Here is a 21,029-nt window from a genome sequence, read left to right as displayed (position 1 = left end):
GCTGTGCCACACCCTACCGTGAGGGCGGACCACGGTTCGAAGGGAGTTCTCAGTCGCTCCCCCCACGGCCCCACAGCCTGTCTGGACGCGGGTGGTCAGGGCTGGAGCCTGCGGGCCGTCCACGTCTCCCCCGCCAGGAGGCACTCGACGCGGTCGTGGAAGCGGTCCGGACCGCCCTGCCAGAACTCGACCCGTTCAGGCACCAGCCGGAACCCGCCCCATCTGTCCGGCATGGGGATCTCGTCGACGCCCGCCAGTCGCCGCTCCGCGGTCGCGTACAGCGACTCCAGCTCCTCGACGGATTCGGCCGGTCGGGACTGCTCCGAAGCCCACGCCGAGACCTGCGACCCCCGGGGCCGCGTGCGCCAGTAGTCGAGGCTGTCCGCCCGGTCGACCGGATGGCACGGACCCTCGATGTGGACCTGACGCTCGGCGACCAACCACGGGAAGGTCACCGACGCGTACCCGGTCTCCGCCAACTGCGTGCCCTTGCGGGACGTCGTCGTCGTGAAGAACGTCACCCCCCGCTCGTCGGCGCCCTTGCACAGCACCGTCCTGGTCGAGGGCCGGCCGTCGGCACCGACGGTGCCGAGCACCATCGCGTTGGGCTCACGGACACCTCGGCGCCCCGCCTCCTCCAACCACGCGGTGAACAGCGGCAGCCACCCGTCGTCCAGGTCGGCGACGTCCAAGCGCGGATGCAGGCCGTACCCGACCCGCATCACGTCGAAATCGGCCGGTTCCAGGGCGGGTTCCTCCATGACCCAGACGGTACTCCGGGCCACGGACGGGCCGGACTACGATGGACCACGTCCCACACCCCGACCGAACGGCACCCCAAGAGCATGAGCGATCAGCTGCCCACCATCCCCGCCGACCTCAAGCCCGCCGACGGCCGCTTCGGCTGCGGCCCGTCCAAGGTCCGTCCCGAGCAGATCGCGGCCGTGTCCGACGCCGCCACCACCGTGATGGGCACCAGTCACCGGCAGGCCCCGGTCAAGGATGTCGTGGGCCGCGTGCGCGACGGCCTGTCCTCGTTGTTCTCCCTGCCCGACGGCTACGAGGTCGTGCTGGGCAACGGCGGCACCACCGCGTTCTGGGACGCCGCCGCCTTCGGACTGGTCCGCGAGAAGTCGCTTCATCTGACCTACGGTGAGTTCTCCTCCAAGTTCGCCAAGGTCACCGGCGGTGCGCCGTTCCTGGCCGACCCGATCGTCATCTCCGCCGAGCCCGGTTCGGCCCCCGAGCCGACCTCGGACCCGTCGGTCGACCTCATCGGCTGGGCCCACAACGAGACCTCGACCGGCGTCATGCTCCCCGTGAGCCGTCCGGCCGGCTCGGACAACGCGCTGGTGGCGATCGACGCCACCTCCGGCGCCGGCGGGCTGCCCGTCGACATCGCCGACACCGACGTCTACTACTTCGCCCCGCAGAAGTCGTTCGCCTCGGACGGTGGCCTGTGGGTGTCGATCATGAGCCCGGCCGCGCTCGCGCGGGTCGACGAGATCGCCGCCACCGACCGCTGGTGCCCGGACTTCCTGTCCCTGCCGACCGCGGTGGACAACTCGCGCAAGAACCAGACGTACAACACCCCGGCCGTGGCCACGCTGATCATGTTCGCCGAGCAGATCGAGTGGATGAACTCCCAGGGCGGTCTGGACTGGTGCGTCGCGCGCACCAAGGACTCGTCCTCGCGCCTCTACGACTGGGCCGAGGCCAGCGACTACGCCACCCCGTTCGTCACCGAGGCGGCCCACCGCTCGCAGGTCGTGGGCACCATCGACCTCGACGAGAAGATCGACGCCGCGAAGGTCGCCAAGACGCTGCGCGCCAACGGCATCCTCGACACCGAGCCGTACCGCAAGCTGGGCCGCAACCAGTTGCGCATCGGCATGTTCCCGGCGATCGAGCCGGAGGACGTCACGCAGCTGACCCGCTGCATCGACCACGTGGTCGGCCAGCTCGCCTGATCGGCGTCCTCCGGGGCCACCCGCGCAGCATCGTCTGCAGTTTTCCGCAGCCCACCCGGCCCGTCCGCGCGCCGGGTGGGCTGTGCTGACCTACCATGTGGATCAACGCCCAGGACCCGGGTGCGCGCCACTCGACCCCTCGAGCCGCCCACGGGACCGCGAGGAGTCGAGGAGGCGGCATGCGGAAGCTGAGGATCGTCGGTGTGGACACCGAGTCGTCGGTCGTCGATTGCGAGGTCCCGGACTCCGGCGAGAAGTTCTCCCTCCCACTCGATGATCGTCTGCGGGCGGCCGCCCGTGGTGAGTTCGTGCCCGGTGGTGGGTCCGGTCGGGCTCCCGTGACCGGTACGCTGCGCCCCCGCGAGATCCAGGACCGCATCCGGCACGGCGCCTCCCCGGAGGAGGTCGCCGCCGACGCCGGCGTGTCACTGTCGCGGATCCAGGGGTTCGCCGTGCCGGTGTTGTTGGAACGCGCCAACGCCGCCGACATGGCCAAGGGCGCCCATCCGGTGCTGCCGGACGGCCCGGCCCTCAACACGCTCGCCGACCGGGTGGGTGCCGCCCTCGACCGCCGTGGCGTGGACCCGGACCTGGTCGTCTGGGACGCCTGGCGTGACCGGTCCGGTGGGTGGGTCGTCCGTACCTCCTGGCCGGCGGGCCTGTCCGACGACGCCAGTGCGACGTGGTCGTTCGTCCCCGACTCGCACGGCGGTTCGGCCCGGGCCCTCGACGACGAGGCCGAGAACATCCTCGACCCCTCGCGCGCGACGGCGCTGCGCTCGGTCTCGTCTCCTCCCCCGCTGCCGCCGGGCCCGCCGCCGATCCGCGCGGTTCCCGCGCCGTCCGCCGCGCCGGCCACCCCAGCCGGATCGTCGACACCAGCCGGACCGTCCACCCCCGCCGCATCCGCCCCTCCCGCGGGGACGGGACCGGTGGCGTCCGGGCGGTCGGAGCCGACGTCCGGCGCCTCGCGCCCCGCGGGGGTGCGAGGCGGGAACGACAACGACAACAACGACAACACCGACAACGAGGACTTCCTCCAGCCCACGCCCACCGAACCCGAACGACGCCCCTCGCGCCGTCATCCCACGATGCCCTCGTGGGAGGACGTCCTGCTCGGGGTCCGCGGTAAGGACGACTGAGTCCGGTCATGGGACACCACGTCGCAACCTTCTGGTATCTGGCCACGGACGATCCCGCCGCACCGATCCGGGCGGGACAGCCGTCCGACCCCGGTTTCGCGCGACGTCTGCTGTCGCGGCTGTTCCCCACGGTCACGGTGGCGTCCCTGGGCGCGTTCCCGCTCAACCGCTCGGCCTCGGCCGGGCCGGGGGAGATCTACGTGGGCTCGTTCCCGGGACTCACCGTCGTCCAGACCCCGATGGAGGGGCCCATCACGCCGTCCGCCACCCCGGAGTCGTGGCTGAAACTGGTCGAGGCGCCCACCATCCTGCTGTTCGCCCAGGATGCGGAGGACGGGGTGAGCGGATTCGCCCGGTGGGAGTCGGGGCGGCTCGTGCGGGCGTTCGCCGGGGCCGACGACCGGATCGTCGAGGACGAGGGCATGCCCCTGCCGTTCGAGAGGCCCTACTGGGCCGGCGAGTTCCCGCTCGACACGGCGACCGACACCCCCTTGGCGTTGCCGTTCTCGCCGTCGTCACTCCTCCACGCCGCCCACCGCGACTGGCTCGGCTTCGACCTGGAGCCGGGGGGTCTCGACGTGCCGGTCCACGGGTTCGCCACCGACGGTCGCCGCGAGGTACGCCAGCACACCCCGCTCTCCGGGCCGGCACTGCACGTCGTGGGGATGCCGGGCCGCGCCGAGCTCCACGCGGCCGCGAGGCGTGCCGCCGGCGTCGGGTCCGACACGGACGCCGATGGCGACAGCGCCGCCGGCGGGCCCTCCCCCTATGCCGACGACGACTACGAGCGGCTCCCGTCCGGATCCCGCGGGCCGGGCGGGGGTGCGCGCGGCGGCCGGATACGGAGCATCGCCGGCCTCGTCGGTGACGCCGTGCGCCGGGGCGCGGACTCGGTGTCCCGCCGCCGTCGCGACGGCGGATCCCGCTAGCGGGTCGACGCGGCCCGTCGCGAGCGGGTCAGTCCCGGCGGGACCGCTCGTAGAACGCGACCGCCGCGGCGGTGGCGACGTTGAGCGAATCCGTGCCGTCGGTCATGGGGATCGCGGCCCGCACATCGCAGGCACGCATCGCGTGCTCGGTGAGCCCCGGGCCCTCCGCGCCGAGCACGAACGCCACCCTGTCGGCGTCGACGGCCCGGGACAGCGGGGTGTCGGCGGACGGCGTCAGGGCGACGGTCCGGAAGCCCCGCTCCCGCAGGTCCTCGAGCGAACGCTGCCAGGTGGTGGGCGTGCCGGGCAGGTGGGCGAACGGCAGGCGGAGCACGTGTCCCATCGACACCCGCACGACCCGCCGGTAGAGCGGGTCCCCGGCCGCCGCCCCGAACAGCACGCCGTCGACCCCGAGGGCAGCGCAGTTGCGGAAGATCGCGCCGAGGTTCTCGGGGTCGTTGACGCCCTCGAGCACGACGAGCGTCCGCGCGCCGTCCAGCACCTCCTCGACCGGCAGTGGTGCGGGCCGGTCCGCGGCGGCGAGGATGTCGCGGCTGGACCGGAAGCCGATCACCTCGCTGAGGACGTCCTTGGTGGTGCGCAGGTACACCGCGTCGCCCGCGCGCTCGTCGGCGTCCCACCCCTCGGCGGCGGCCTCCCTGCGCAACTGGTGCAACCGCGCGTCGGTACCCAGGAGGACGTGTGGCCGGAAGCGCGAGAGCAGCATGCGGCCCACGACGTACGTGCCCTCGGCGATCACCAGTCCCCGCCCGCCGGGCAGGTCGGGCCGCCGGTCGGAGTTGTTGAGGTCGCGGAGGTCGTCCAGCCTGGGGTCGGCGGGGTCGGAGACGTCGACGACGTGCACGGTTCGGTCGCTCCTCCCGCCGGCCGGTCAGGCCAGCGCGTCGGTGATGGGACCGATCGCGAAGTACACGACGAACGCGACCGCGACGATCCAGAGGATCGGGTGCACGGTGCGGCCCTTGCCGGTGGCCGTTGCCATGACGACCCAGGCGATGAAACCGATCCCGATGCCGTTGGCGATGGAGTACGTGAACGGCATCGCCACGATCGTGAGGAATGCCGGTAGCGCGACCGCGAAGTTGGTCAGGTCGATCGCCTTGATCTGCGAGATCATCAGCGCACCCACGATCACCAGCGCGGGCGCGGCGGCCTCGACCGGGACGACCTCGTACAGCGGGGTGAAGAACATCGCCAGCAGGAACAACCCGCCCGTGACGACGTTCGCCAGGCCCGTCCGGGCTCCCTCGGCGATGCCGGAGGCGGACTCGAGGAACACCGTGTTCGACGACGACGAGGTCAGACCGCCGGCGACGGCACCGAATCCCTCGACGACCAGCGCGGCCTTCATGTTGGGCAGGTTGCCCTTGTCGTCCATGAGCTCGGCTTCCTTGCCGAGGCCGGTGAAAGTGCCCATGGCATCGAAGAAGTTGGCGAGCAGCAGGGTGAAGACGAACAGTCCCGCGGCCAGCGGCCCGATGCGGACGAACGCGCCGATGAGGTCCACCTGGCCGATCAGCGACAGGTTCGGGATGCCCCCGAGAGAATCGGGGATGCCGGGGACCGCGAGGCCCCAGCCGGTCGGATTGGGCTCACCGTCGACGAAGGACGGGCCCGCGTCCGCTAGGGCCTCGACGATCACCGCGAAGACCGCGGTGACGACGATGCCGATGAACAGGCCGCCGCGGATCTGGCGTGCGACGAGGATTCCGCAGAGCAGGAGACCGACGACGAAGACGAAGGTGGGCCACGAGGCGATCGACCCGTTGATGCCGAGCCCCACCGGGACGGTGGTGCCGGCCGCGTCCGGGAGGCGGCGGACGAAACCGGAGTCGACGACACCGACCATCGCGATGAACAGGCCGATGCCGACGGCGATGGCCGCCTTGAGCTCGCCGGGCACCGCGTTGAACACGGCGGTGCGGAACCCGGTGACGGCGAGGATCACGATGATGATGCCCTCGATGACCACCAGGCCCATGGCCTCGGCCCAGGTCACCTGCTGCGCGATGGTGACGGCGACGAGCGAGTTGATCCCCAGGCCCGTGGCGAATGCGAAGGGGTACCGCGCGATCGCACCGAACGCGATGGTCATCACGCCCGCCGTGAAGGCGGTGACCGCGGCGATCTCGACGATCGACAGCTGGTTGCCCTCGACGTCGGTGCCCGAGCCGAGGATCAGCGGGTTGAGGATGATGATGTAGGCCATCGCGAAGAAGCTGACGAGCCCGCCGCGGACCTCGCGGGACACCGTCGAGCCGCGCTCGCTGATCTTGAAGTAGCGATCGAGCGCCCCGACCTTGGTGGGGGGCTGCGACGGGGCCCCGGTGCTCTGCGACATCTGGTGACCTTCCTGAGCTGTGGGTGAGGAACCGTCATAGAGTAACCGCCCCGCCGCCTGCGGTAGCGTCGCGGTCATGACGGACGAGTCGACAGACCCGGGGGTCCCCCGGATTCCCGCCTACCTGCTGGACCCCCGACCCGTCGTCATCATCGGCACCCTGGCGTGGACGTTGGCCCTCCTGGCCCACATGCTCATGGAGGAGGTCGACATGCGTTCGGTCATCCTGGGCGCGGTCGGCGTCGGCGTCGGGGCGGTCGGCACGATCGTCTACGCACTGCAGCGCCGGGCCGTACTACGCGGCAGCGCGGGTGCCCAACAGGGCCTGGACTACGACCTGGACTGAGCGGGTCAGTCCGCGGACGTGGGCTCGTCGACAGACGTCTCGGCGTCCCCACCCTCGTGGGGGGCGGCCGCACCGGACGCGGCCTGATCGTCCGTGCGGTCATCGGCGGCGGAGCGGGCACGTGCGGTCGCGGCGAGCTGCTGGGGCAGGACCACCACGTCGACGGCGGCGTCGTCGTACGCCTCGGCAACGGCCGGCCCGGTGTCGGAGGGGATCTCGACCTCGCTGTGGGCGCCGCAGCCGTACTCGAGGTGGACGACCTGCCCGTCGGCGGAGAACTCGTTGGCGCAGACGCCGAACAGGGCGCCCAGGGACCCGGCCACGGGCACCAGGAACCCACAGGTCCCACAGTGGTGCTTGGCGGCCCGGGCGATCTCGGTGTCCGGTCCGCGCTCGACCGTCCACCGGTCGGCGGCGGCGGCCCGCCCCTCCCAGCTCAGGTGATGCGGTCGGCCGAGACCGATCGGCCCCGCGGCGTCGTCCAGCTCGTCGTCGCCGTTCAGCGTGTAGCCGGGGACGAGCCGGTCGTCGTCCTCGGGCGGCGGGAGCAGATCCCCGGCGCCGAGGTCCCCGGGCCGGATGCGCCGATCCCACGGCACCCACTCGGGGGCGACCAGCGCGTCCGCTCCCGGGAGGAGCGCGATCTCGTCGACGGTCAGGTCACCACCGGGCACGAGCGCGAGGACGCAGGCCCAGTACCAACCTCGGTACCCGGGCAGCTCGGAGGCGAACCGGTGCGTGGTGGTGAACTCCGCCTCGACGGTGCTGCCGAGGTGCTCCCCCACACCCTCCGCGGCGAACTCCTCGACCGCCGACCGGGCCACGTCGACGCCGGAGGCCAGCCGCTCACGCAGCGCGCCGTCGAAATCCGACCCCTGATCCGTGCCTACCTCGGTGTTCACCCCTCCCATTATGCGCATCTGCGCGTGGAGGTCACGGCCCGGCCCGTCGTGCGGCATCCTGGGGGGCATGCGCAGCGCCCTCGGCCCGGTCGGCCCCCTCGTCGTGTCCCTGAGCCTCGTCGCCGCACTCACGGCGTGTTCCTCGGACGACGGAGGAGCACCGCCCGCCACCACCTCCGCCGGCGCTTCCCTGGCCTCGTCGAGCGTCCCCGCCGGCTCGGCCGCCGGGAGTTCGGCGGCCCCCCGGGTGCCGGTCGGGCCGTCGGACCCGCAACCCGCGCGCGGCTCGGTGGAGGTCGTGCGCACGCTCGAGCACGACCCGTCCTTGTTCACCCAGGGGCTACAGGTGGTGGGCGACGAGATCTACGAGTCGACGGGGCGGGTCGGCAGTTCCGTGGTCCAGCGTCGACCGCTGGGGGGTGGCGAGCCCGCGGTGACCGTCGCCATGGCGGGGGACGAGTTCGGCGAGGGCCTGGCCGTCACCCCCGACACCCTGTGGACCCTCACCTGGCAGAAGGGCATCGCCCACAACCGCGACCCGCAGACCCTCGAGGTGCGCTCCGAGGTCCCGTACGAGGGCGAGGGCTGGGGCCTGTGCTCCGACGGCACGGCGCTGGTGATGAGCGACGGCTCCGACACCCTGACCTTCCGCGACCCGACGACCTTCGAGCCGACCGGACGCGTGTCGGTGACCTCCGGGGGCACGCCGGTCACCCGGCTCAACGAGCTGGAGTGTGCGGACGGCTCGGTCCTCGCGAACGTGTGGATGACCGACGAGATCGTGCGGATCGATCCCGCGACGGGGCAGGTCACCGCGATCTACGACGCCGGGCAGCTCCAGCAACCGCGGCCCGCGGACCCGGATGCGGTGCTCAACGGCATCGCGGCGCTGCCGGACTCCGGGAACGTCCTGCTCACCGGCAAGCTGTGGCCGACCATGTACGAGGTGCGCCTCGTTGGGTGAGCGTCACACCGGACCCGCGCGCCGCGCCGTCTCCTCCGCCGGACGGGGCGTGCGCCGGGTCTTCCACGCCGACGGCGCGGACCGCTCGGGGCTCGCTCCGCTCAGCTACGTCACGGTCGCCAACTTCGCGTGCGACGCGATCCTCGCCGTGGCCCTGGCGAACACCCTGTTCTTCTCCGCTGCGACCGCGGAGTCCCGCGCCAGCGTGGCGCTGTATCTCCTGGTCACGGTCGCGCCGTTCGCACTGATCGCGCCGGTCATCGGCCCTGCGCTGGATCGCCTGCACCGGGGCCGACGTCTCACCGTCTCACTGACGTTCACCCTGCGTGCGGTGCTGGCGGTGGTCCTCGCGCTGAACTTCGACTCCTGGCTCCTGTACCCCCTCGCGCTGGGCATGCTCGTGTTGTCCAAGACGTTCGGCGTCGTCAAGGCGTCCATCACCCCCCACGTGCTGCCCCCGACCCTGGACCTGGTCCGCACCAACTCCCGCCTGACCGTGCTGGGGCACGTCTGCGGCAGCCTCATCGCAGGGGCGACAGCCGGCGCCGTGGCATGGCTGTGGGACTCCGACGCCGCCCTGTGGTTGCTCGCAGCGGTCGCCCTCGTCGCGGCCTACGTCGCCGTGACCATCCCCGCGCACGCCGAGGCGTCCCGGGACGAGGAGTCCGCCACCCTGCGGATGGAGCGGGGCCCGAGTCTGACCGGTGACCTCCGGGCGGTCCTCACGCGGCCGCTGGGCAGGAACGTCCTGGCGAACCTGTGGGCGGTGTCGCTCCTGCGTTTCATGACCGGCTTCCTCACCCTGTTTTTGGCGTTCATGGCCAAGGCCCAGGAGGACGCCACCGCGATCGAGCAGGCCGGCCTCCTGGCGATGGCGGGCGCCGCCGGCGGGCTGGGTACCTTCACCGGCAACGCCGTCGGTGCGCGGCTCCCGCTGGGCCGGCCCGAACGGATCGCCGGCACGGCCGCGGGGGCGGCCCTGGCGACGGCCGTCGTCGCCGCGTTCCTCGGGACCATCTGGGCCGCGGCCGTCCTCGCGCTCGTCGCGGCGGTGTGCAGCGCCCTGGGCAAGGTCGCCCTCGACGCGTCGGTCCAGACGGACATCCCGGACGCCGCACGCTCCTCGGCCTTCGGTCGCTCCGAGACCGCCCTGCAGGTGGCGTGGGTCCTCGGCGGAGCACTGGGCGTCCTCCTGCCGACCGACTTCACCGTGGGGTTCTCGGTGATCGCCGTGGTCGGCGCCCTGATGTTCGCCCAATCGAACCTGACCGGCCGCGGGTCGACCCTCGTCCCCGGCCTCGGCGGCAACAGGCCGCGCTTCCCGGGCCCGCCGCGTGACCCGGGTGTGGCCGACACCCGGCCCCTCGGCAGAATGAGGGAGTGAGTTCCCGCAACGAAACCCCGTCGACCGGCTCCCGTATCCGTCCCATCACCTGGGCGATCGCGGCGTGGATGATCATCATGATCGCCGCGATCGTCGGGGCCTGGCAGGGTTCGGAGGCCCGTTACGGCGCACTACCCGAGGTGACCGTCGCGAGCGATCGCAGCCAGGTGACCGTGCTGCCGTTCACCGCGACCGACCTGGACGGGAACACCTTCACCAACCCGGTGGGCGAGTTCCGGGTGCAGGATGAGGACGTCCTCACCGTCCGGCTGCCCGGAGAGCTGCGCGCCTCGACGATGGACGTCTACGAGATCCGCGCCGACGGGTCCCGCGACTACACCGTCGAGGCCGGCGGCCCGGGCCAGCTACTGGTGCCCGTGACCACCCCCGAGGAGGGCCGGATCGAGGGCCTCGCCATCCGTGCGGTGGCGATCGTCTACGCCGGTGACGGGTCGGAGTCGATCCTCAACGGCGAGTGGTCGGTGCGCTTCACCTACGACGACTGATCGGCGGGTCAGGCGTCCAGCTCGCGCGCGACCGCCCGGAGCACCGACGCCACCCGGCCCGAGACCTTGGCCTCCGGTCGGTGACCACGGCGCAACTCGGGCTGGACGGTCGACTCGAGCACCTTGATCATGTCCTCGACCATCCCGTGCAGCTCGTCCGCAGAGCGTCGCGGCCCGCTCCTCGGGGCCCGCTCCTCCGCGACCGTCGGCTCGTCGTGGACCACCACGCGCAACGCCTGGGGGCCGCGGCGCCCGGAGACCATGTCGAACTCCACGCGCTGGCGCGGACGCAGCGTCTCGACCCCTGCGGGCAGCGCCTCGGAGCGCACGTAGACGTCCTCGCCACCCTCCTGGGACAGGAAGCCGAAGCCCTTCTCCGCGTCGTACCACTTGACCTTGCCGCTGGGCACCGCGAACCACCTTCCGACCGGACGCGGGATACGCGTCCGACAACCATGACTGATGCCCCGAGACTACCCTCGTGCGCGTTGGTGCCCACCGCGAGGCGAGCGGTAACCTCCCCGTGTGACCGCCGACGATCGACGCCCTGCCGACGACCCCTGGACACCTGACGCCGCGGCGCCCGCCCGGGCAGCCGACCCTCTGAGGCCACGACGCCGGGGCCTGTTCGTGACGGCGCTCGTCATCTTCACGATCGGGGTGTTGTTCACCGTCGCGGCGGCGCTGACCCCGTTCGTGCTCGGCCGCGACGCGCCGACCATCCTGTATCTCGGCGCGATGCTGTTCACGCCGGTCGGGTTCCTGCTGGGGCTGCTCTACGCCATCCTCGGCTCGCGACCGCCCTCGGTGTGATCAACCACACCCTCCCGCGAACACCGCTGGTAACGAGCCGATAACGGCGCGCTTGTCAGACCTGCACTGCCTCGGTTTATTTCAGAATGGTGACGATCCGGCATCGGACCGCTACAGTTTCGTAGCAGACTCGTCAGCGAGTCGGCATCGGACGCACCTACCGAACCCCGCCCAGCGGCCGATGCCACAGTGACCATTACCCGGGCGGGGACGGGGGACCCGACAGGGCCCACCACGGGCCCGGCGGCCGCAGGTCGCCTTGGGGTGAAGCCGCCACCGGCGGCCGGACGCACTCGTCCGAACCCGACAGCTCACCCCGTAGGCACAGAGTGAAAAGGACTGACGACATGACCTCTTACACCGGACGCCACCGTGCCGCCGCCCCCTCCTCAGCGCCCAAGAACGCTGTGAAGGTCGTGCTCGCGGGCACCGCATTCTCCGCCGCCGGCCTGGCCCTCGCGCCGGCCGCCAACGCCGCCCCCGACTCCGACTGGGACCGCCTGGCCCAGTGTGAGTCCGGCGGCAACTGGGGCATCAACACCGGGAACGGGTACCAGGGCGGCCTGCAGTTCTCGCCGAGCACCTGGGCCGCCTACGGCGGTACGCAGTACGCCCCGACGGCCAACCAGGCCACGCGCGAGCAGCAGATCGCGATCGCCGAGAAGACCCTCGCCGGTCAGGGCTGGGGCGCCTGGCCCGCCTGCTCGGCCAAGTTGGGCCTGAACTCCGCGCCGACCCCGCGGAACCTCTCCGAGCCGGCTCCCGCGCCGGCCCCGCGGGCCCATGCCCCGGCTGCGCCCGCCGCGCCGGAGGTGGTCACCGCCGCCGAGCACGTGGCGACCCTGTCCTCGTTCGCCGAGGGCCGCGGCGTCGCCCTGCCGATCGTCGAGACCTACGAGGCCAACCGCGACGTCGTCGACACCGCCTACGCGGACAACCAGGATCTCGTGGACGGATTCTTCGCCACCTACCTGGCCAACTGACGCGTCACCCGCGCAGACCCGGCCCACGGGCCATGAGGAAGGGCCGCCACCCCCTACAGGGAGTGGCGGCCCTTTCTCGTGTGCGTGAGTGCGTCGCGCTCAGCGGGTGCGGACGGTCTTGTTGACGACCGTCTCCGGGTGGAGGTAGCCCAGCCGGTGTTGCGGCAGCGGGAAGGTCTCCTGCCCGAAGGGGGACAGGCCTCCCGCGACCAGCGCGGCGAGTTCGGTCACCGGGTGCTCGCCGAACGAGGCGTCGGGCCATCCCGGGTTGTCATGGGTCAGATTCTTCTTGGCAGCCACGTGTCCAGTGTCTCACCTTCCGCGCGTCCCGTCAGCAACCGGGTCGGATACCACCCGGACGGTCGTCACCGCCGCCCAGATCTCACTACGCTGGGACGGATCATGCCGAGTTCCCGTCCCACCTCCCGCCGTGCCGCCCCCGGCGGTGCCGGATCCCCCGGCGCCGCCGGCGACCAACCGGACTTCCCCGCGTGGCTGGCCGGGTTGTCCGATGACGCACTGGTCCGCGTGTGCGAGTTGCGCCCGGACGTGGCCACCCCTCCCCCGGCCTCCGTCGACGTCCTCGCGTCGAGGCTGCGGTTGCCGGCGTCCACCGCCCGCGCGCTGGGGACCCTGACGTGGCCGGAACTGGTGGTCCTGGCCACCGCCGCCGCGGTGGGCGCCGACTCGGGGTCGGTGCCGCTGGGTGCGGTGTCGGGCCGGTTGGGTGTCGACGACGACGAGCCCGTCTTCCACGCCGCCCTCGCCCGTCTCCGCGACCTCACCCTGCTCTGGGGCGGAGGGGACCATGTCCGGATGGTGCCCGTCACGGCGGTGGCCGTCCGGTCGGCCCCGGTGGTGGCGCCGCACCCCGGCGAGCCCGCGGGCGCCGACCTCGACGTCGCCTGGGGCGGCCTGTCCGCTCCGGCGGTCGGGGTGCTCGAGGCGATCGCCCGCGGGCGCACCCCCGTCGGGGCTCTCGGCGCCGGGGCGTCGGAGCCGGTGCGTGCCGCCGCGACAGAGCTGGCCGGCGCGGGACTCGCGGAGGTGACCGGTGGGGACGACGGCGAGGTCGTCGTCCCCCGTGCCCACGCGCTGGACCGGGCCCGCCACGGCGCCCGGGACGAGGGATCGTCGCTGCTCCACGCCCCTGCGTGGGCCGCCCCGAGGGCCGGGGCGGCGTCGGGCGGGGCGGGCCGGGTCGACGCCTCCGGCGGTGTCGCGGCCCTCGAACTGCTGCACCGCTGCGACTCGGTCCTCTCCGCCCTGTCGACCGCCCCGGCCGCCACCCTCAAGGCCGGCGGTGTCGGGGTGCGCGAACTGCGGCGGGTGGCCCGCGCCTCCGGCCTCGTCGAGCGCGAGCTCCCCCTGCTGCTCGAGGTCCTCGCGGCCGCGGGACTCATCGCGGTCGGCGACGCCGACGTCGGCGACGTGGCCTTCGACTCGGTGTGGGCGCCCACCGAGGCCGCCGACGTGTGGTCGGCCCGCGAACCCGCACGCCGCTGGGCCGAGCTCGTCCTCGCGTGGTGGTCCATGCCGCGGACTCCCTGGAGGGTCGGGTCCGAGATCGAGGGCGGCGGCACCGTGCCGGCACTGGGTGAGCCCATCGGTCCGCCCGGTCCCACAGAACGGGTCCGGGTCCTGAAGGCGCTGGCCGCCCTGGACCCCGCAGCGGAACCCGACGCCACACTGCTGACGGAGGTGGTGCGCTGGTCCTCGCCGGTGTGGTTCTCGCGTGCGGGTTCCCGGCCCGTGGAGGAGACCGTGGCGGAGGCGCGCCTGATGGGACTCGTCGTCGGGACCACCGCCACCAGCGCGGCCAGGGCCCTCGCCGGCGACACCCACGCACCCGTCGCCGGAGCCGCCACCCACACCGCCACCACCCATGACGGCACCCCCGCCCCCGGCGTCGAGGACCTCGAACCGGTCCTCGTCGCCGCCCTGCCAGACCCGGTCTCGGAGGTCATCGTCCAGGCCGACCTGACGATCCTCGCCCCCGGCCCGCTCGTGCCCGAGCTCGCCGCGGAGTTCGCGCTCCTGGCCGACGTCGAGTCGGCCGGCGCCGCCACCACCTACCGCGTCACCGAGACCTCCGTGCGTCGCGCACTCGACGCCGGGCGCACGGCGGCGGGGATCCGGGACCTGCTCGCCCGGACCTCCGTCACCCCCGTCCCGCAGTCGCTGGACTACCTCATCGAGGACGTGGCCCGTCGTCACGGTCGGCTGCGGGTGGGTACCGCCCTGTCCTTCGTCCGGTGCGACGACCCGTCTCTGGTCGCCCAGGTGCTCAGCTCCCCGGTGGCCGAGAACTGCGCACTGCGGACCGTCGCGCCTACCGTCCTCATCTCCCAGGCCCGGCCGTTGGACCTGGTGGAGGCCCTGCGCGAGCACGGGTTCGCCCCCGTCGTCGAGGACACGACCGGCGCCGTCGTCGCGTTGTCCCGGCCGGTGGCCCGTGTCCGGGAGAGCCGCATCACCCGCGCGCCCCGGGTCCCCACTCGCACGGCCACCCCCTCCGAACTGCGTGCGGCCGTCGCCGCGATGCGTTCGGCCGACCGGGTGCGCTCGGCGCGGGGCGCCTCCGGGGGCGCGTACACCGGCGAGGCCGCCGTCGCCCGCCTGCACGACGCGGCGAGCACGGGCACCGCCGTGACCGTCTCGGTCGTCGACGCCCAGGGCCGGTCCACCGCGCGACTGCTCGTGCCGGCCTCCGTCGGTGGGGGTCGGATCGAGGGGATCGAGCCGGATTCCGCCGAGCCCGTCACCCTGCCGCTGCACCGCGTGATCTCCGTCTCCGACGTCGACCCGACCCGCTGACCCGGATTCCTGGACAATGGAGGGTCGGACCCACGCGGGTCCGGTGAAACCCCGAGGAGGGCCGAAGTGAGTGGTGGACCGCTGATCGTCCAGTCGGACAAGACCGTGCTGCTGGAGATCGACCACGAGCAGGCGAACGACGCGCGCCAGGCGCTGGCCCCGTTCGCCGAACTGGAGCGCGCCCCCGAGCACGTCCACACCTACCGGATCACGCCGCTGGCGCTGTGGAACGCCCGGGCCGCCGGGCACGACGCCGAGCAGGTGGTCGACGTGCTGGTCAACTTCTCCCGCTTCCCGGTCCCGCAGCCGCTGCTGGTGGACATCGCCGAGACCATGGCCCGCTACGGCCGGCTCCAGTTGGTCAAGAGCCCGGTCCACGGACTGACCCTGGTCTCCCTGGACTCCGCGGTGCTCGCCGAGGTCAAACGCCACAAGAAGATCGCCCCCATGCTCGGCGCCGACATCGACACCGACACCGTAGTGGTGCACCCGTCCGAGCGCGGCCGCCTCAAGCAGGAGCTGCTGAAGGTGGGCTGGCCCGCCGACGACCTGGCCGGGTACGTCGACGGTGAGGCCCACGACATCGACCTGTCCACCGAGTCCGAGCCCTGGGAGCTGCGCGACTACCAGCAGATGGCCGCCGACTCGTTCTGGGCGGGCGGCTCGGGTGTCGTCGTGCTGCCCTGCGGCGCGGGCAAGACGATGGTCGGGGCGGCCGCGATGGCCAAGGCCAAGGCCACCACGCTCATCCTGGTGACCAACACGGTCGCCGGTCGGCAGTGGAAGCGGGAGCTGCTGGCCCGCACCACGCTGACCGAGGACGAGATCGGTGAATACTCCGGTGAGCGCAAGGAGATCCGCCCGGTCACCATCGCCACCTACCAGGTGGTCACCCGCAAGACCAAGGGCGTCCACCGGGCGTTGGAGCTGTTCGACTCCCGCGACTGGGGGCTGATGATCTACGACGAGGTGCACCTGCTGCCCGCGCCGGTGTTCCGGATGACCGCGGACCTGCAATCCCGGCGCCGACTCGGGCTCACCGCCACCCTGGTGCGCGAGGACGGCCGCGAGGGTGACGTCTTCTCCCTCATCGGACCCAAGCGGTACGACGCCCCGTGGAAGGACATCGAGGCGCAGGGCTGGATCGCCCCGGCCGACTGCGTCGAGGTACGGGTGACGCTCACGGAGAACGAGCGGATGCTCTACGCCACCGCCGAGGCGGAGGACAAGTACAAGCTGTGCTCGACCGCGCGGACCAAGATCCCGGTGGTCAAGAGCATCCTCGCCAAGCACGCGGGCGCCCCGACCCTGGTGATCGGTGCCTACCTCGACCAGCTCGAGGAACTCGGCGACGAGCTCGACGCGCCCGTCATCCAGGGCTCCACCTCCAACAAGGAGCGCGAGAAGCTCTTCAACGCGTTCCGCGCCGGGGAGATCTCCACGCTCGTGGTGTCCAAGGTCGCCAACTTCTCGATCGACCTGCCCGAGGCCAGCGTGGCCGTGCAGGTGTCGGGGACGTTCGGCTCCCGGCAGGAGGAGGCGCAGCGGCTGGGCCGGCTGCTGCGGCCCAAGCACGACGGCGGCCAGGCACACTTCTACTCGGTGGTCTCGCGCGACACCCTCGACGCCGAGTACGCCGCGCACCGGCAGCGGTTCCTCGCCGAGCAGGGGTACGCCTACCGGATCATCGACGCCGACGACCTGCTGGGGCCGCCGATCCCCGAGGTCGGCTGACGCCGGCGGCCACCCGCGGGTCCGGTCCGGACGGTTCCTGGGATACTGGACCCATGGCCGCCGATCGCACCCCCCGCGCCCCGCACGAGCAGTACCGCCTCGCCGACATCCCCGTCGACGACGCCTGGGTCCGCAAGCACAACGAGAGCCTCGCCGAGGTGCGGCGGCTGCAGTGGTCCGCGGGCATCCTCGGTGTGCTCGTCCTGGCCGCGGCCGTGGGCCTGCTCATCTACTCCGGCTTCGAGGCCTGGGCCTGGATCGTCGCCGCGCTGGCCGGGGTCTTTGCTCTCGGATGCCTGGCGATGATCGGGTACATCCCGCGCAAAATGGGCTCGATGCAGCGCACCTACGCCACCTCGGAACTCGTCCCGGCCATCATCGCCGAGGTGCGCCCCCGCGGGCTGACCCTCCTGGCGCTGGTCGACCGTGCCGTCGACCGCTCCGCCGGAAAGCTCCCCGCGCTGGCCGTCCGCAGCTGCGAGAAGCTCCCGGGTCACGACGTTCGCGTGGGCGAGCGCGTGCCGTGCGTGGCCGTGGTCGGCAACCGCAGCGCCCGCGGCGGCGACAACCTGTACCAGTTCATCTCACCCATGCCCGTCGCATGGGCGACCTCCGACAAGGCCGTCCTGCGCCGACTCGAGAAGGAGATCCCCTCCGGCGAGTGGGAGCGGGTGCGCCAGAACCTCGACCGGGTGGACGAGGTCTCGGCCACGCCGACGAGCCTGCTCCCCCTCGACTGAGCGGCCCCCCCTCCCCCGGCATCTCCGCAAGCGACCGCCCTCACCCGGTTCCCGGCATCCGCGCGCCCTCGGCACGCCCGCACCCGTAGCCCGTCCGCGGCCTCACCCGCCGCCGGGCCCCCTGTGAACTAAGCGTCACGGGACCGTGATCTGACGCCACAGTTCCGCAACACCGCCTTCCTAGCCTGATCGGTACAGGCTCGAAGGAGGTCCAGGAATGACTGAGCACATCGTCGTCGTCGGGCACGGGATGGTCTCCCACCGATTCGTCTCCACCCTCGGCTCGCGGTACGCCGACACCGACCTGGCCGTCACGGTGATCGGCGAGGAACCCGATCCCGCGTACGACCGCGTGGGCCTCTCGGCCTACGTCGGCGCCTGGGAACGTGCGGCCCTGCACCTCGAGGACGCCCGCCACTCCGCCGACCCGCGGGTCACCGTCCGTTCCGGCCACCTCGTCACGGCGATCGACCGGGCGGCGCGGCAGGTCGAACTCGACTCCGGCGAGCGCATCTCCTACGACGCGCTGGTCCTGGCCACCGGCTCACGCGCGTTCGTCCCGCCCGTGCCCGGTCACGACCTGCCCGGCTGCCACGTCTACCGCACCCTCGACGACCTCGACGCGATCCGCGCGGCCGCCGAGACCGCAGGGCCCGGCGCGCACGGCGTCGTGATCGGCGGCGGGCTGCTCGGCATCGAGGCCGCCAATGCGTTGAGCCTGATCGGGCTGACCCCGCACGTCGTGGAGCGCAACGACCGGCTCATGCCCGTCCAGGTCGACGGTCGGGGCGGCGCGCTGCTGGGCGACCTCATCCGCGACCGTGGCATCGAAGTGCACCTGAGCGTGACCGACACGGTGATCGAACCGCGCGACGGTGCGGACGGTGACGGCGGGGTCCGGGTGACCCTGACCGGCGACGACGGCGAGACGACCGCGGTCGAGGCAGCGGTCGTGGTGTTCTCCGTCGGTGTGCGCCCCCGTGACGAGCTCGCCCGCGGGGCCGGGTTGGCACTGGCCGAGCGGGGCGGCGTGCTGACCGACCGGGCGTGCCGCACCTCGGACCCGCACGTGTTCGCGATCGGCGAGTGCGCGGCCATCGAGGGCACCTGCTACGGCCTGGTCGGACCCGGGTACGCCTCCGCCGAGGTGGTCGCCGCCCGGCTGGGCGACGGTCCGGGCGCCGACGCCGAGTTCACCGGCGCCGACCTCGCCACCAAACTCAAGCTCATGGGGGTCGACGTGGCCAGCTTCGGCGACGCCCACGGGCGCACGCCCGGCTGCCTCGAGTTGGTGGTGGACGACCCCGTCACGCGGACCTACTCCAAACTCGTCCTCAGCGACGACGCCCTGACCCTGCTCGGCGGGGTGTTCGTCGGGGACGCGGGCCCGTACCAGCTGCTCAAGCCGCTGCTCGGGCGCACCTTGCCGTCGTCCAATCCCCTGTCCCTCATCACCCCGGGCGCTGCGGCGGACGGCGGGGGTGTCGGCGTGGAGTCGCTGCCCGACGACGCCCAGATCTGTTCCTGCAACGCCGTCACCAAGGGCACGCTGCGCGACGCGATCTGTGGCGGGGCGTGCGACGTCCCGGCACTCAAGGCGTGCACCCGCGCCGGCACCTCGTGCGGGTCGTGCCTGCCGCTCATGCGGCAGGTGCTCGAGGCCGAGGGGGTCGAGCAGTCCACGGCACTGTGCGAGCACTTCGACCAGTCCCGCTCGGAGCTGTTCGAGATCGTCACCGTCACCGGGATCCGGACCTTCTCCGGCCTGATCGGGCGCTTCGGCCGCGGCTCCGGCTGCGACATCTGCAAGCCCACCGTCGCGTCGATCCTCGCCTCGACCAGCTCCGACCACGTCCTCGACGGCGAGCAGGCCTCGCTGCAGGACACCAACGACCACTTCCTGGCCAACATCCAGAAGAACGGCACCTATTCGGTGGTCCCGCGGATGCCCGGAGGGGAGGTCACGGCGGATCAGCTCATCGTGATCGGCGAGATCGCGCGCGACCACGACCTGTACGTCAAGGTCACCGGCGGCCAGCGGATCGACCTCTTCGGCGCGCGTGTCGAGGAGTTGCCGCAGATCTGGCGACGCCTGGTCGACGCGGGCATGGAGTCCGGTCACGCCTACGGCAAGTCGCTGCGCACGGTGAAGAGCTGCGTGGGTACCTCGTGGTGCCGTTACGGCCAGCAGGACTCCGTGGGGATGGCGGTCCTGCTCGAGACCCGGTATCGCGGGTTGCGGGCGCCGCACAAGATCAAGATGGGCGTCTCCGGCTGTGCCCGTGAGTGCGCGGAGGCGCGCGGCAAGGACGTCGGGGTGATCGCCACCGAGACCGGGTGGAACCTCTACGTCGGTGGTAACGGCGGCGCGACCCCGCGGCACGCCCAGCTGCTGGCCGGGGATCTCACCGACGACCAGCTCATCCGCTACATCGACCGCACGGTGATGTTCTACGTCCGCACCGCCGAGCGGTTGCAGCGGATCGCGCCGTGGCTCGAATCGCTGGAGGGCGGCATCGACCACCTGCGGGAGGTCGTGTGCGAGGACTCGCTGGGGCTCGCGGCCGAGCTCGAGGGCCGGATGGAATCGCATGTCGAGGGGTACGTGGACGAGTGGGCGGCCGTCCTGGACGACCCCGACAAGCTCGGCCGGTTCGTCTCCTTCATCAACGCCCCCGAGGCGCCCGACCCCACCGTGCAGTTCGAGGAGCGCGACGGCCGCAAGGTGCCGGTCCTGCTCGGTTCGCCGTCCATGCCGGCCCGCGTCTGACGGTCCCGCGCCGGACACCGGCCAGCTCTGCCGGCCACCCCGCCCACGACTCCTGCTCACCAGCTCCGCCCACTACTTCCGCCCACGACTTCCGCTCACCAGTTCCGCCCACCAGGAGGAGATCCGTCATGACCACCACCCAGCTGTTCACCGCCACCCGCCCCGCTCCCGCATCGGGCGCCGCGCGCCCCGCCGAGATCGCCGTCTGCCCGGTCGGCCGCCTCATCCCGGGGCGTGGGGTCGCCGCCCTGCTGCCCGACGGCCGCCAGGTGGCGGTCTACAAGATCGACGACGACGAGGTCCGCGCCCTCTGCAACATCGACCCCGTCGCCCGGGCCGCCGTGATGAGCCGCGGCCTGGTGGGCGACCGCGCCGGCGAACCCGCGGTGATCTCACCGATCGGCAAGCAGGCCTATGCGCTCGCCGACGGTCGCGGCCTCGACGACCCCTCGCACGGACTCTCGGTGTTCCCCGCCCGGGTCGCCGCCGATGGCACGGTGTTCGTGGCTACCCAGCCCGCCGTCCGGCATGCCCGCGTGATCGCGGCGTAGACGCCGGCCCGCTCGCCGCCGGCCCCGGCCCGGCCCGTTCCCGAACCAGGGGCAGCGCACCCACTCGCGGATGCGCTGCCCCTTCTGTGTGCCCCGCCCCGCTGGCGTGCGATGGC

At 72.4% G+C, this 21,029-nt stretch carries 20 protein-coding genes and 1 riboswitch; of the genes, 14 read left to right on the top strand and 6 right to left on the bottom strand.

What is annotated here, in order from left to right; all coding sequences use genetic code 11:
• Positions 1–95 precede the first annotated feature (95 nt).
• On the bottom strand, positions 96–761 hold the full coding sequence (gene pdxH / locus VZF99_RS03570) for a pyridoxamine 5'-phosphate oxidase (RefSeq protein ID WP_082923705.1): 666 nt from the start codon (positions 759–761) through the stop codon (positions 96–98).
• An 84-nt stretch (positions 762–845) separates the two neighbouring features.
• Here pdxH and serC point away from each other — a divergent pair, with 84 nt between their 5' ends.
• The 3 genes from serC to VZF99_RS03555 all read left to right on the top strand — a co-directional run bounded on the left by serC (position 846) and on the right by VZF99_RS03555 (position 4,041).
• Positions 846–1,970, top strand: a complete 1,125-nt coding sequence (gene serC, locus VZF99_RS03565) for a phosphoserine transaminase (protein WP_067712662.1) — start codon at positions 846–848, stop codon at positions 1,968–1,970.
• Positions 1,971–2,149: 179 nt separating this feature from the next.
• Positions 2,150–3,112, top strand: a complete 963-nt coding sequence (gene sepH / locus VZF99_RS03560; RefSeq protein WP_407335718.1) for a septation protein SepH — start codon at positions 2,150–2,152, stop codon at positions 3,110–3,112.
• 8 nt (positions 3,113–3,120) lie between these two features.
• Positions 3,121–4,041, top strand: a complete 921-nt coding sequence (locus VZF99_RS03555) for a DUF6928 family protein (protein WP_185951314.1) — start codon at positions 3,121–3,123, stop codon at positions 4,039–4,041.
• Between the two features lie 28 nt (positions 4,042–4,069).
• Here VZF99_RS03555 and VZF99_RS03550 read toward each other — a convergent pair whose 3' ends face one another.
• Together VZF99_RS03550 and VZF99_RS03545 are read right to left on the bottom strand one after the other, a co-directional pair.
• Positions 4,070–4,906, bottom strand: a complete 837-nt coding sequence (locus VZF99_RS03550; RefSeq protein ID WP_067712671.1) for an RNA methyltransferase — start codon at positions 4,904–4,906, stop codon at positions 4,070–4,072.
• A gap of 27 nt (positions 4,907–4,933) precedes the next feature.
• Positions 4,934–6,403: an NCS2 family permease gene (locus VZF99_RS03545; protein WP_067712674.1), complete on the bottom strand. Its 1,470-nt coding sequence runs from the start codon at positions 6,401–6,403 to the stop codon at positions 4,934–4,936.
• Between the two features lie 76 nt (positions 6,404–6,479).
• Here VZF99_RS03545 and VZF99_RS03540 point away from each other — a divergent pair, with 76 nt between their 5' ends.
• Complete coding sequence (locus VZF99_RS03540; protein WP_067712676.1) at positions 6,480–6,749, top strand: DUF2530 domain-containing protein; 270 nt, start codon at positions 6,480–6,482, stop codon at positions 6,747–6,749.
• Between the two features lie 5 nt (positions 6,750–6,754).
• On the opposite strand, the gene VZF99_RS03535 is transcribed toward VZF99_RS03540, so the two are convergent.
• Positions 6,755–7,660, bottom strand: a complete 906-nt coding sequence (locus VZF99_RS03535; protein ID WP_407336072.1) for a DUF3027 domain-containing protein — start codon at positions 7,658–7,660, stop codon at positions 6,755–6,757.
• A gap of 58 nt (positions 7,661–7,718) precedes the next feature.
• On the opposite strand from VZF99_RS03535, the gene VZF99_RS03530 reads away from it, so the two are divergent.
• Genes VZF99_RS03530 through VZF99_RS03520 form a run of 3 tightly spaced genes read left to right on the top strand, consistent with a single transcriptional unit; the run spans position 7,719 to position 10,505 of the window.
• Positions 7,719–8,615 carry a glutaminyl-peptide cyclotransferase gene (locus VZF99_RS03530; RefSeq protein ID WP_096907333.1) on the top strand — a complete coding sequence of 299 codons (897 nt, stop codon included), beginning with the start codon at positions 7,719–7,721 and terminating at the stop codon, positions 8,613–8,615.
• Positions 8,608–9,999 carry an MFS transporter gene (locus VZF99_RS03525; protein ID WP_407335717.1) on the top strand — a complete coding sequence of 464 codons (1,392 nt, stop codon included), beginning with the start codon at positions 8,608–8,610 and terminating at the stop codon, positions 9,997–9,999. The genes VZF99_RS03530 and VZF99_RS03525 overlap by 8 nt, the downstream gene beginning before the upstream one ends.
• The gene (locus VZF99_RS03520) at positions 9,996–10,505 is read left to right on the top strand and encodes a DUF2771 family protein (protein ID WP_325769072.1); all 510 of its coding nucleotides are present in this window, start codon (positions 9,996–9,998) and stop codon (positions 10,503–10,505) included. Before VZF99_RS03525 ends, VZF99_RS03520 begins: the two co-directional genes overlap by 4 nt.
• Positions 10,506–10,513: 8 nt before the next feature.
• Here VZF99_RS03520 and VZF99_RS03515 read toward each other — a convergent pair whose 3' ends face one another.
• The gene (locus VZF99_RS03515; protein WP_067712771.1) at positions 10,514–10,915 is read right to left on the bottom strand and encodes a cold-shock protein; all 402 of its coding nucleotides are present in this window, start codon (positions 10,913–10,915) and stop codon (positions 10,514–10,516) included.
• Between the two features lie 115 nt (positions 10,916–11,030).
• Between VZF99_RS03515 and VZF99_RS03510 the strand changes: the two genes are divergently transcribed.
• Both VZF99_RS03510 and VZF99_RS03505 read left to right on the top strand, forming a co-directional pair.
• Positions 11,031–11,318, top strand: a complete 288-nt coding sequence (locus tag VZF99_RS03510) for a hypothetical protein (protein ID WP_325769071.1) — start codon at positions 11,031–11,033, stop codon at positions 11,316–11,318.
• Between the two features lie 181 nt (positions 11,319–11,499).
• A riboswitch (cyclic di-AMP (ydaO/yuaA leader) is annotated at positions 11,500–11,657 on the top strand.
• 8 nt (positions 11,658–11,665) lie between these two features.
• Positions 11,666–12,301: a transglycosylase family protein gene (locus VZF99_RS03505; protein WP_407335716.1), complete on the top strand. Its 636-nt coding sequence runs from the start codon at positions 11,666–11,668 to the stop codon at positions 12,299–12,301.
• A gap of 99 nt (positions 12,302–12,400) precedes the next feature.
• On the opposite strand, the gene VZF99_RS03500 is transcribed toward VZF99_RS03505, so the two are convergent.
• A complete protein-coding gene (locus VZF99_RS03500) occupies positions 12,401–12,601 on the bottom strand; it encodes a hypothetical protein (RefSeq protein WP_120286241.1) in 201 nt (66 codons plus the stop codon).
• 102 nt (positions 12,602–12,703) lie between these two features.
• On the opposite strand from VZF99_RS03500, the gene VZF99_RS03495 reads away from it, so the two are divergent.
• From VZF99_RS03495 to nirD, 5 genes are all read left to right on the top strand, one after another.
• Positions 12,704–15,118, top strand: a complete 2,415-nt coding sequence (locus VZF99_RS03495; protein WP_407335715.1) for a helicase-associated domain-containing protein — start codon at positions 12,704–12,706, stop codon at positions 15,116–15,118.
• 66 nt (positions 15,119–15,184) lie between these two features.
• Positions 15,185–16,852 (top strand): DNA repair helicase XPB, encoded by a 1,668-nt coding sequence (locus VZF99_RS03490; protein ID WP_256819853.1) that lies wholly within the window; start codon positions 15,185–15,187, stop codon positions 16,850–16,852.
• A 53-nt stretch (positions 16,853–16,905) separates the two neighbouring features.
• Positions 16,906–17,592, top strand: a complete 687-nt coding sequence (locus VZF99_RS03485; protein WP_069390400.1) for a DUF3239 domain-containing protein — start codon at positions 16,906–16,908, stop codon at positions 17,590–17,592.
• A 217-nt stretch (positions 17,593–17,809) separates the two neighbouring features.
• The gene (nirB, locus tag VZF99_RS03480) at positions 17,810–20,362 is read left to right on the top strand and encodes a nitrite reductase large subunit NirB (RefSeq protein WP_407335714.1); all 2,553 of its coding nucleotides are present in this window, start codon (positions 17,810–17,812) and stop codon (positions 20,360–20,362) included.
• Between the two features lie 128 nt (positions 20,363–20,490).
• A complete protein-coding gene (nirD, locus tag VZF99_RS03475) occupies positions 20,491–20,913 on the top strand; it encodes a nitrite reductase small subunit NirD (RefSeq protein WP_096905950.1) in 423 nt (140 codons plus the stop codon).
• Positions 20,914–21,029: the final 116 nt, after the last annotated feature.

Origin of the sequence: Dietzia kunjamensis, from assembly GCF_045689975.1 — a bacterium.
GTDB lineage: Bacteria > Actinomycetota > Actinomycetes > Mycobacteriales > Mycobacteriaceae > Dietzia > Dietzia kunjamensis.
The sequence above is the reverse complement of the archived record's forward strand: the minus strand, read 5'-3'. Positions and strand labels throughout refer to the sequence as shown.